Annotated in this window: 9 protein-coding genes and 1 pseudogene; 3 read left to right on the forward strand and 7 right to left on the reverse strand. The window is 52.4% G+C overall.

The window, feature by feature from the left end; genetic code table 11:
- Positions 1-229: 229 nt before the first annotated feature.
- From WCC56_RS20120 to WCC56_RS20130, 3 genes are read right to left on the reverse strand one after another with little or no spacing between them, the layout of a single operon-like run.
- The gene (locus WCC56_RS20120) at positions 230-556 is read right to left on the reverse strand and encodes a YdbL family protein (protein WP_424694091.1); all 327 of its coding nucleotides are present in this window, start codon (positions 554-556) and stop codon (positions 230-232) included.
- A gap of 10 nt (positions 557-566) precedes the next feature.
- Positions 567-755: a YnbE family lipoprotein gene (locus WCC56_RS20125; protein WP_041692015.1), complete on the reverse strand. Its 189-nt coding sequence runs from the start codon at positions 753-755 to the stop codon at positions 567-569.
- Positions 742-3381 carry a YdbH family protein gene (locus tag WCC56_RS20130; RefSeq protein ID WP_424694092.1) on the reverse strand — a complete coding sequence of 880 codons (2640 nt, stop codon included), beginning with the start codon at positions 3379-3381 and terminating at the stop codon, positions 742-744. Before WCC56_RS20130 ends, WCC56_RS20125 begins: the two co-directional genes overlap by 14 nt.
- A 188-nt stretch (positions 3382-3569) precedes the next feature.
- Between WCC56_RS20130 and WCC56_RS20135 the strand changes: the two genes are divergently transcribed.
- Positions 3570-4565, forward strand: a complete 996-nt coding sequence (locus WCC56_RS20135) for a 2-hydroxyacid dehydrogenase (protein WP_424694093.1) — start codon at positions 3570-3572, stop codon at positions 4563-4565.
- 33 nt (positions 4566-4598) lie between these two features.
- On the opposite strand, the gene WCC56_RS20140 is transcribed toward WCC56_RS20135, so the two are convergent.
- Positions 4599-4874, reverse strand: coding sequence for a DUF333 domain-containing protein (locus WCC56_RS20140; protein WP_424694094.1), 276 nt, complete (start codon positions 4872-4874; stop codon positions 4599-4601).
- 430 nt (positions 4875-5304) lie between these two features.
- On the opposite strand from WCC56_RS20140, the gene WCC56_RS20145 reads away from it, so the two are divergent.
- Complete coding sequence (locus tag WCC56_RS20145) at positions 5305-5592, forward strand: putative quinol monooxygenase (RefSeq protein WP_424694095.1); 288 nt, start codon at positions 5305-5307, stop codon at positions 5590-5592.
- Positions 5593-5654: 62 nt separating this feature from the next.
- Here WCC56_RS20145 and dbpA read toward each other — a convergent pair whose 3' ends face one another.
- From dbpA to zntB, 3 genes are all read right to left on the reverse strand, one after another.
- Positions 5655-7034, reverse strand: coding sequence for an ATP-dependent RNA helicase DbpA (dbpA, locus tag WCC56_RS20150; RefSeq protein WP_424694096.1), 1380 nt, complete (start codon positions 7032-7034; stop codon positions 5655-5657).
- A gap of 140 nt (positions 7035-7174) precedes the next feature.
- Positions 7175-8068 (reverse strand): tRNA 2-thiocytidine(32) synthetase TtcA, encoded by an 894-nt coding sequence (gene ttcA, locus WCC56_RS20155; RefSeq protein ID WP_424694097.1) that lies wholly within the window; start codon positions 8066-8068, stop codon positions 7175-7177.
- Between the two features lie 608 nt (positions 8069-8676).
- Entirely contained in the window at positions 8677-9660 is a 984-nt protein-coding gene (gene zntB / locus WCC56_RS20160; protein WP_424694098.1) for a zinc transporter ZntB, read from the reverse strand.
- A gap of 373 nt (positions 9661-10033) precedes the next feature.
- Here zntB and WCC56_RS20165 point away from each other — a divergent pair.
- Positions 10034-10878 (forward strand): annotated as a pseudogene (locus WCC56_RS20165) (carbohydrate porin); the annotation flags it as partial.
- Between the last annotated feature and the right edge of the window lie 35 nt (positions 10879-10913).

Consider the following 10913-nt stretch of genomic DNA (forward strand, 5'->3'; position numbering starts at 1 on the left):
GGTAGAGCAGCACAAGGATAACTGCATTGGCGCGTAACCCGTTGATATAAATTCGATATTTTATGATGTTATTTTTCTGTTATCGTTATTCTTTCACGACGTTTCAGTATCAATTCGGGGTTATCAATGAAGGTAATCTTAACTTTGACTGCGCTTTTTTAATGATAATCCGCTACCGCTGGCAGACAGGGTTTTATTTTAAGATTATCTTTATCTGGCGTTCAACGGTCTATTGCCCTTTCTTCAGCCACTGTCCATTAATGCCACGAACATATTGCCCTGCCGCAGCCCGCTCGACCAACTTCTGTCCGGCAATTCGCCCGACTTCTGCCGCCGTCATATTGTTACGCTGTGCCAGCGACTGGTATTGCTGCTGTCGTCCCTGATTAATGCGTTCGACAAGCGCCTGAGTCTCATTATTCTGCGTCACAGGCGCGATGTAACCTGTTAGCGTTTCACCGACTAATCCCTGCTGGCGTGCTTCATCCAGCGTTAAGGCCATCGCAGTGGGTGACAACAAGAGTAAAGCCACGGCCAGCGTTTTCAGCTTTTTCATCTTCTTCTCCTCAGAACAGACCGCTCTGGTTTTTCAGCAGCGCCTCAACGTCCTTATCGACCTTGATATGGATTTCATGTTCAATTTTCACATTCATGTTGATGGTAATCGGCTCTTTAGGGGCAGCCACTTCAATACGCGGGACACAGCCACTAAGCAGCAATATTCCGGCAGGCATCAGCAGGCTAATGCGTTTCATCGGTCGTTTCCTTTTGAGTCGGCAGCGCGGCATTTTGCTCTACCCAGGATTGCAAATTATCGCCAAAGCGCAGGCTGCGCCACAGCTGGAACAGGTTTTCTCGCTGCGTGTAGTTTAACGTGACACGCTGATTCTTATCGCTGAAGCGACTGGTGCCGTTGACCTGAGCCTTCATCGTCATCGCCCCCAGGTTATCAATGTCTACCGTTGCCCAACTGCGGGTAATTTCCATATAACGCAGCCAGTCTATCGCCGCCCCGGCTGCAATATTATTGCTGGCGATGGCATCGGCAAAATCTTTATCCATTCTGACGGTAAGAGGCCCGTTATTGGCAATCCAACCGTCTTTGATCAGCCAGTGCGCGTTATTCAGCCACAACGGCAACGCGCCATTAATGTGACCGGACAGCGCAATCTGCTTTGGTTTCATCGCTGTGACCAGCTCGCTCATGCTGATATTTTTTAAGCGCAGCGTGGCGGCTTCTGTCTGCGGCAACTGCAGGCTTTCCAGACTGAGTTGCCCTCCCAGCACGTCTACCGATACGTCACTTAAGCGCAAGGGCTGGCGATCGTTCCACGGATACCAGCCTTGCAGGTCGGCGGTGATGTTCTGCAAGGCAAACTGGTTTTTCACCTCTTTAATACGCAGTGTCACCGGCCCTTTAGCGCCAAAATACCAATGATGAGCTTTAAGCCTGAACGGCAGCGAAAAGTCGATGCCGTTCATTTCATTGTCCGGCATCCAGACGCTGCCGTTGTTCACCACCCAATGTCCGCCGGCCTCAAAGCCCTGATCGGCAGCGGCAGAAAAGGCAACCTGCGCTTTTAACGTGCCGCCCTGAATTTTCATCTTCAGATCGTTACTGAGCAGCGGCTGGAAGACGCTGAGTGATTGCTGAGGCCACCAGGCCTGGCCGCGTAAACGCACGCCATCCCAGCGCCCCTGCACGCGAACCGGACCAATATCCTCTGCCTGCAAGCTGCCGTTATAAAGGAATGCCGCCGGATCTTGCCCTTTCACCGCTAAGGTCAGACTGGAAGGTGGCAGATAGCCGCCACTGCTGAAGCTGGTCTGTTGCGCATCCAGACGGAACTGACCAGCAAAGGAAGGATGCTCTGCATTACGCTGCCACACCACAGGTGCAGCCAGCGTTAACCGCGGTGCGCTGACGTTCACATTGCCATAACTGATCTGATCAAATCCGCTAGAGAGCGATGACAGCTCGATCAGCGAATCCTGCCAGCTCCCTTTACCCTTCATGTCCCATTTGGCGGCAAGCGGCGCCATATAGCCTTCGCCCCAGTAGCGCCAGAACCACTTGCCTTTATCCGGCCAAAAGTCATTAGCCCGGCCATCAAGATGCAGTTTAAACCGCCCCATCTGCGGATCGTGTGCCGTCAGAATAGCCTGCAGGCGGCCGTCAATTCCGGCCGAAGAGACGGTCACGCCCGCTAGCGGCCAACGCGCTTCATCCACTTCAAGTGTGGAGAGCACTCGGCCGCGCATCCGCAGCAGCGCCCCCGGTTTTAACAACAAAGCAGGATCAAGCAAGGGTCCCTGAACTTCGCCAGGCAAGCCAGCGTAGAATTGCAGCTGGGCAAGCTTACTTTCTCCGGTTAAACGGAAAGGCAACTGGCTGTTGCTCCAGTCAAGATGACCAGGCCCCAACGAGAGCACTACGTTACCTTTACCGCCTCTTCCCTGCGTCAGCACGTTCAGCCGTCCGCTGATCTCGGTCGCTGGAATGCCCTGCTGCCAGTTTTTTAATGCCAGAGTGATGCCACCAGACAGCGGTTGAACCGCATAGGGCCATCGCCACTGTCCTTGCTCGATCAAGATCTGTTGATCTGAGATTGCCCAGGGCAAGGTCACCAGCGGCTCATCTTCTCCCTGTTGGTGCACCACCAGGTGCCCCTGCTGTTGCTGCCAGTCCAGATTCACTTTCAGCGGCGCAGGAATGCCTTGCAGCGTCATCTCCCCGGTGAGTTTTCCGGCGTCTGGCAAGGTGTCTGGAATTTTCGGCAGGCTAAGCGTGCCAGCAACGGTAATCGGATCAGGCACGCCGGGCGCGATGACAGTGAGTGAGTTGAGCACCAGCTCTTGTCCGCTGACTTCCGCATCCAGCGAAAGAGTCGGGCTGGTGTAACGCAGGGTCTGATGATGGTTATCCAGACTGAGTTTTACTTCACCAGCCCAGCTTTGCCACGGAGAAACAGTCAGGTTGTTGATGGCGATATCTACACCCGGCAGCATTGCCTGCCAGTCCGCAAGGGAACGAGGCGCGCTGGTTTGCGGGCTGGCCGGAAGATTGCTGGCGCAAGTGCTGTCAACCTTGACGGTTCCGGCGGTTACTGCCCAACGTCCTGCCGTGCGGCCCAAAGACAGCGCTTCTACCTCCGCCAGTTCACAGTCGCCCACGCGGTAATGCAAACCCTGTACGAGCAGCTTGCCAGACTGCCAACGAGGATTACTGTCCAGCACCAGAGCGGTATTGGCGGGCAGCCACAGCCCTGCCAGCCGGGGAAGCCAGTGGGTTACAGTCAGCAACAGGGTGGCGATCAGCAGCACAACAATCAGCAGGATCGTCATTACCGCCTTCAAGCCACGCGAAAGGCCAGTCAACATTCCGCTCCATCCGTGAATATCATAGGGTGAAATGATGGCACGGAATGTCACACGGGAGAAGTTTTTAACAGATAATCAACGGATTCAGCGCAAATTTCTCCCAGCGGTGATCTCAGAGTCGCCGCTTGTTGAGAATTATTGTTACTATGCTGAAGTAGTATTCCTTTTACGGTTACAGGAGAGAGATCATGAAACTTGCGGTATTCAGTACTAAACAGTACGACCGGAAATACCTTGAACAGGTCAATGAAGACTTCGGCTTCGAGCTGGAATTTTTCGATTTTCTGTTGACCGAAAAGACGGCAAAAACCGCTATTGGTTGTGACGGAATATGCATCTTCGTCAATGATGATGGCAGCCGCGCGGTGCTGGAAGAGCTTGCTGAACTGGGAATAAAGTTTATCGCGCTGCGTTGCGCTGGCTTTAATAACGTCGATCTTGCTGCGGCAAAAGAGCTGGGGATGAAAGTGGTTCGCGTGCCGGCCTACTCCCCTGAAGCGGTGGCGGAACATACTGTGGGCATGATGATGACGTTAAACCGCAGAATTCACCGCGCTTATCAGCGAACACGCGATGCCAATTTCTCACTGGAAGGCCTGATCGGCTTCAACATGCACGGTCGTACAGCTGGTGTGGTGGGAACAGGGAAGATTGGTCTGGCAACACTGCGTATTCTTAAAGGATTTGGCATGAAGTTACTGGTCTCCGATCCCTATCCGAATCCTCTCGCCATCGAGCTGGGTGCTGAGTATGTCGACATCGATACGCTCTTCAAAGAATCTGACGTCATTTCACTGCACTGCCCGTTAACTTCAGAAAATCACCATTTGCTGGATATGTCCGCTTTTCAGAAAATGAAAGATGGTGTGATGATTATTAACACCAGTCGCGGCGCACTGATTGACTCACAAGCGGCGATTGATGCATTAAAACTGCAAAAAATTGGCTCGCTGGGATTGGACGTTTATGAAAACGAGCGCGATCTGTTCTTTGAAGATAAATCGAATGACGTAATTCAGGACGATGTCTTCCGCCGCCTGTCATCCTGCCATAATGTGCTGTTTACCGGCCACCAGGCTTTCCTGACAGCGGAAGCACTGACCAGCATTTCGGAAACCACGCTGGAAAACCTTAAGATGCTGAGCAGTAATCAGCCCTGCCCGAATGAGCTGACGGCTGATTAACACTGGTTAATCGGTCAGGTTTTCTGAGCAGGTTTAACGAGCACAGGTCCCACTTGCCAGCGCATTTTCACCGCAGCGGCGGCCATTTGCCAGCTGGCACATGCCAACAGAGCTGCCGTCCAACTGACGTGACAAGGCTAAGGTTCCCCCGGCATTAGCGCAGGTGCTGGAGGCAAAATCCGACATCACGACTCTTGGTGGCACATGCGCACTGGTAGCCTGTTGCGGCGGTTCGTTATCGGTTTCACTGCTGCTGCAAGCGGACAGCAACAGCGCACAACCAACAAGCAGAAAGGTCGCTGCTTTCATTTCTTCTCCGGGGAACGGTAATTATGCAGAAAGCCAGCATAAGCTACGATCCTGAGCGGGTCGATAGCTGTCACGAATATTTACCAAATTAAAATGACTGAAATAGCAATAGCCAGCCGTCTCATTTTATAACGGGTGAGGATCTGCAACTGAAAGTGACTACAAATCAGAGGGATAATTTATGTTGATGGATTTGCTGCTGCGGGTTGCCTTGATGGGCGATCCGGCGGGATTTACAGGCGAGGCGTGCCAGTTTAGCCCTAAACAGGCCTGAAGTAGCGCAACAAATGTGGCATGATGCGGTAGGCAGGCGCAAATTTACGGCCTGAATTTAAGCCAGTAAGGCCCCAAAAGCGCTCTAACCCCAACAGTTTACAGGGTCAGGTGGGATTTCCGGCCTGGCTGGCAAGGTAACTAAAAGGAGAAGTGGATGACCGATAAAAATATCCTCATCGTGGCGAAGTTCACTGCCCGTCCCGGCAAAGCTGATGAGTTAAAAAAGGTGCTGAATAACGGCGTGAAACCGGCCCGTGCTGAAGCGGGTTGCCTCCATTACGATTTGTATCGCAGTGTTGAAGACGGAAACGTTTTTCTGTTCCACGAAACCTGGTTAAATGAAGAGGCTGTGGGTATTCATGGCGAACAGCCGCATTTCAAAACGCTGATGGCCGATGCCGGGCCACTGCTGGCGCAGCCGCCAGAAGTGCATAAAATCTAGTTTCTGTCGTGTCAAAAAAAAGGCCTGATTATCAGGCCTTTTTTTATTGCTCGTGATGCCGATTACTTCAGCAAACGCGCCCGGCAGGATTTGCCTTTAATTTTCACCTGCTGCAGCTGCTTCATCGCCTGGCGTGCCGTATCCTGACGGATAGCAACATAAGCCTGAGTAGGCGTGATATCAATTTTACCAATCACTTCACTGCTCAACCCGGCATCACCGGTCAGCGCGCCCAGAATATCGCCAGGGCGGATTTTAGCCTTACGGCCACCGTCCAGACAAAGCGTAGCCATTTCAGCCAGCAAAGGCTGCGCCGCAACCGATTTCAGCTCTGAGACTTTATGCCAGCTCAGCTTCATCTGCAGGAAATCTTCCAGCGCATGGGCCCGGACCATCTCATCAGGTGCAACAAAGCTTATTGCGCACCCTTCTGCCCCGGCACGCGCCGTACGGCCAATGCGGTGAACATGCACTTCAGGGTCAAATGACAGCTGATAGTTGACCACCATGGCCAGCGATTTGATGTCGAGGCCACGAGCCGCAACATCTGTGGCCACCAGCACGCGACAGCTACCGTTAGCAAACTGAATCAATACCTGGTCGCGGTCACGCTGCTCTAAATCACCGTGCAGCGCCAGCGCACTGATTTTGCTGCTTTCCAGCGCATAGGCGACATCATCGCATTCACGCTTGGTGTTGCAGAACACGACGCAGGAGCTGGGTTTCTCGTCGCTTAACAGACCGATCAACGCGGTTAACTTTTCACGCGCGCCAGCTTCATAAAAACGCTGGTCGATGGTCGGGAGATCAGACACCACATCGGTTTCAACCGCGACAGGATCGCGCTGAATGTTTTTGCTGATGCGCGCAATATCCTGTGGCCATGTTGCTGAGAACAGCAGCGTCTGGCGGGACTGCGGACAATAATTGATGATCTCTTCGATGTCTTCACGGAAGCCCATTTCAAGCATCCGGTCGGCTTCATCCAGCACCAGCGTAGCAACCTGATCCAGCTTCAGCGTTTCACGCTTGAGGTGATCAAGGATGCGACCCGGCGTGCCAACCACGATGTGCGGGGCGTGCACCAATGAATCACGCTGAGCCCCCAGCGGCTGTCCGCCGCACAGGGTCAAAATTTTGATGTTGGCGGCAAAACGGGCCAGACGGCGCAGCTCTTTCGCGACCTGATCAGCCAGTTCACGCGTTGGGCACAGCACTAACGACTGGGTGACAAACTGGGTCACATCGATGCGGTGCAGAACACCCAGGCCAAAGGCGGCCGTTTTTCCGCTGCCGGTTTTGGCCTGAGCGCGAACGTCTTTCCCTTCCAGAATAGCGGGCAAAGCCGCGGCCTGGACTGGCGTCATGGTGGTGTAGCCAAGCTCATTCAGATTCTCGATCTGGCTGGCTGGCAGGGCTGTCAGGGTTGCAAAAGAAGTCACAAATTACTCTCTGATAAAACCGGCGGGCGAGTTGGCGCTGAGTGTAGCAGAAAACTCTGCCCGCTGGTTGCGGCCGGAAAAGTCACCGGCCTGCTATGAAGGAGATTCAGCGGCCAGTACAGCGGCCACAGAATAAAAGATTAGAGGTTAGTCACATCGATAAACAGGGCTTGATCGATGTTGGTCGAAGAGACCGTCGCTTCGCTAAACGCATACTCTTCCCTGTCGCCTTCACGGTCCAGCGGCAGGTTGACGAAATCAAACAGGTTACGGTCAGCCAGCTGGCTCGGACTGACGTTTTGAATCGATTTAAACACGCTTTCAACGCGGCCTGGCTCTTTCTTGTCCCAGTCTGTCAGCATTGACTTGATTGCCTGACGCTGAAGATTTTCCTGCGAACCGCAAAGGTTGCAAGGGATGATCGGGAACGCTTTATGCTCAGAGTATTCAATCAGGTCTTTCTCGCGGCAATAAGCCAGCGGGCGGATCACCACATTACGACCATCGTCTGAACGCAGTTTTGGCGGCATCGCTTTCATACGGGCACCGTGGAAGATATTGAGGAACAGCGTTTCTACAATGTCATCCAGATGATGGCCAAGCGCGATCTTAGTGGCGCCAATGCGCTCTGCAAAAGAGTAAAGCGTGCCACGGCGCAGTCGGGAGCACAGACCACAGGTGGTTTTCCCTTCCGGGATCTTCTCTCTGACTACGGAATAAGTGTCCTTATCTACGATGTAGTAAGGAATATCCAGCTGCTCGAAATACGCCGGCAGGATGTGTTCAGGGAAACCTGGTTGCTTTTGATCGAGGTTAACCGCCACCACGTCGAAATGGATGGGGGCCACCTTTTTTAAATTCAGCAGGATATCCAACATGGCGAATGAATCTTTGCCGCCGCTCATGCAGGCCATCACCACATCATTTTCTTCAATCATGTTGTAGTCGATGATGGCGTTGCCAACATTTCTGCGCAGACGTTTCTGCAGCTTGTTGTACTCGAGCGATTCTTTTCTTGTATCTGTTTGATTCATAGCGACTTCTCATAACGCCGACGTGGGTCGACGATCGATTTCCTGGTTGGACACTTTTCTGGCGGGGAGTATACGGGTTTTTAATGCAGGTTTAAATAATCGTCGCTGGCTTCAGCGCCAGAAGATAAGGGAGACTTCCCTGTCTGCGTTCCTGCCCTTTCACGTAAAGGTGGAGCCGTTAAGCATGCGGTGGTGGGTCTAAAATCGGATCGGGATCGATGGGCGGATCGGGTAGCGGCTGCGGCGTCGGGATCGGCTCAGGGATGGGGACCGGGTCGGTAGGAATCGGTTCGGATGCGAGTGGAGTGTCCATTGCATTGGTTAACATGTCTTCCTCCTCAGACTTGGCATGAACGTTAAGCATAGGCACGCCAAACGTGGCTGGCAAATGGGCAAAAAAAAGCCGGGAATACCCGGCTTGTACGAATCAATGTGCTATGCAGTAATTCAAATATATGGAAATAAGACAATATGGAGCGCAACGCCCATCGCTTGACGTTGCATTCACCTGCGGAAAAGAGTTTGCCCTAACGCTGACCTGCAAATATTGATTTTGGTCAGTTTTCAACGCACTTTTCCCATTTTTCCACGGTAACCGCCCCTTCAGCTCACAACCATTTCCGGCGTTTTAACCACCATGCAACACCCAGCACCAGCACCACCAGCAGGAAGCAGAAGGTGCCAAATCCGTATCCCCAGTTTCCGCCTGGTATTCCGCCCAGGTTTACCCCAAACAGACCGGTGAGAAAGGTGGTGGGCAGGAAGACCATTGCCATCAGTGACATGGTATAGGTCCTGCGGTTCATTGACTCCGCCATTACCGTACTGATTTCATCCGTTAATACCGCGGTCCTGGACACGCTGGCATCCAGGTCATCTAGCCCGCGACCCAGCCGGTCGGAGATATCCTGCATCCTTCGGCGGTCGTCATCGCTCATCCACGGCAGGCGCTCGCTGGCGATGCGGGAGAAGACATCACGCTGCGGTGCCATATAGCGCCGCATAATAATCAGTTGTTTACGAATTAACGCCAGTTCTCCACGCGGCGGAACCCGCTGATCGACCACCGCATCTTCCAGATCGATAATTTTATCGTGCAGCTCTTCAATGAATTCACTGGTGTGATCGGTTAGCGCATCACACACATCCACCAGCCAGCCTCCACCGTTTACCGGGCCGTTGCCGTTTTGCAGATCGGTCAGCACTTCATCAATGGCAAAAACTTTGCGCTGCCGGGTAGAGACGATCAGTTTGTCATTGATAAAAACCCGAATGACCACCAGCTGGTCGGGGCGGGACTCGCTGTTCAGATTCACGCTGCGCAGCGTAATCATCGTGCCATCACCCAGACGGTTTACTCTTGGGCGCATACTGTCGCCGCCCAATGCATCACGCACTGAGTCTGGCAGCAACGGCGTGGACACAAGCCAGTCTGCGCTTTCCCGATGGGTGTAATTCAGATGCAACCAGCATGGCCGATCGCAATTAATCACGTCTTTATCATCAATAGGGATTAACCCGCCCTTGCCATCCAGCTGACAGGAAATTATGGCATCCGATATCTGTAAAGCCTTGCCTTCAATCACGTCCACAGCCGCTCCGCATTAAGCATCATCAATACGAGTCAGTCTAGCCTGCCAGCCTACCGTTGCAAAATGGCCTTATTCGCTAAGCCGTTAATAAGCATGTCAATGTGCGAACAAATAAGAGGTTGCTCACGAATTGAGCACGGAAAGGTGCGAGAGGGTTGTTATTTCAACCAACTTGAGGAAATATCAGCCGCAGCAATAAAGGATTGTCACTGTTAACTCAGGCAAAACCTGAACCGCTTTTTTCCACCTGGTCTGCGTGGAAATAAGTCGTTCAGGTTTTTTTTTGCTGGTCATTCAACCACAGGGTGCGAAGACTTTTTTTCGATGAAGTGAAAATCATGGAATATCAACAATTAGCACGACAAATTATCCAGGGTTCAGGCCAGAACTGGAAGGCAAAGGGTTTGTCTTCAACCTCGGTTACCTGAACCAGATTGCCTATAACATGGCTGGAGGATATGACCCGGATCCTCACACGGCTTATATTGATCAGGTTGCTTTAACCTTCCAACAGGATCTTCAGGCTTTCACCGGGATTGCTGATGCCAAAATAGAGGGGAATATCGTCAACCGTAATCACAATGACAGCCTGACCAGTAAACGGCTAAACGATCCTCGCGCAGGAATTAATGACCTTTCGCAGGAAAGCTACGCGGAGGACAATCGATAACCCGTTTGGGTTGGTTAACCTTTTCCCGCAGCTTTGCTAATCAACGTCTGCAATGGCGGGTGGGATTAATGAATAAAGTGCAGGATTTCGACCAGATCATTCCTTGTGATTTTCAATTGTTATCACAGTGTGGCGGTAAGTCGGCCAACTCAATGACCTGGTATAACTGGAACGTTCATTATTGGGGGACTACCTTCCAACATAAACTCACAGATGAGTTAACACTGAAAACCGGACTTATGGAGCAGAGGATCCCAAAGGGTATCGTACCTATAACCGTAGCTGGTTCCTTTACACCGGATTGAATCAGCAATAATCTGCGCCGTAGTCAGGCCTGGCTCAACCAGCGCAGGGGCGTAACAGAGATTCATGACGCGCTGTATCAGCCGTTACAGGGTCACTCGATCAATGGAGAACTTCACTACCGACTGCGGGCTACCCGTTGGCTTGACCTTTAACCCTCAGTGCAATACTGGCATCGCCCCGGCGGGGTGAAGGAAACTCAGGATGCCTGGGTTGGTGCGTTGAAAACAGTGACAACGTTTTGAATCTTCAGCCTTGTGACAAGCCCTGGCATTTAGTG

Origin of the sequence: Erwinia sp., from assembly GCF_049696395.1 — a bacterium.
Taxonomy (GTDB): domain Bacteria; phylum Pseudomonadota; class Gammaproteobacteria; order Enterobacterales; family Enterobacteriaceae; genus Erwinia.

Excerpts from the sequence above, each read along its gene's own strand:
- WCC56_RS20120 (WP_424694091.1), bottom strand. The coding sequence starts at position 556 with ATGAAAAAGCTGAAAACGCTGGCCGTGGCTTTACTCTTGTTGTCACCC.
- WCC56_RS20125 (WP_041692015.1), bottom strand. The coding sequence starts at position 755 with ATGAAACGCATTAGCCTGCTGATGCCTGCCGGAATATTGCTGCTTAGT.
- WCC56_RS20130 (WP_424694092.1), bottom strand. The coding sequence starts at position 3,381 with ATGTTGACTGGCCTTTCGCGTGGCTTGAAGGCGGTAATGACGATCCTG.
- WCC56_RS20135 (WP_424694093.1), top strand. The coding sequence starts at position 3,570 with ATGAAACTTGCGGTATTCAGTACTAAACAGTACGACCGGAAATACCTT.
- WCC56_RS20140 (WP_424694094.1), bottom strand. The coding sequence starts at position 4,874 with ATGAAAGCAGCGACCTTTCTGCTTGTTGGTTGTGCGCTGTTGCTGTCC.
- WCC56_RS20145 (WP_424694095.1), top strand. The coding sequence starts at position 5,305 with ATGACCGATAAAAATATCCTCATCGTGGCGAAGTTCACTGCCCGTCCC.
- ttcA (WP_424694097.1), bottom strand. The coding sequence starts at position 8,068 with ATGAATCAAACAGATACAAGAAAAGAATCGCTCGAGTACAACAAGCTG.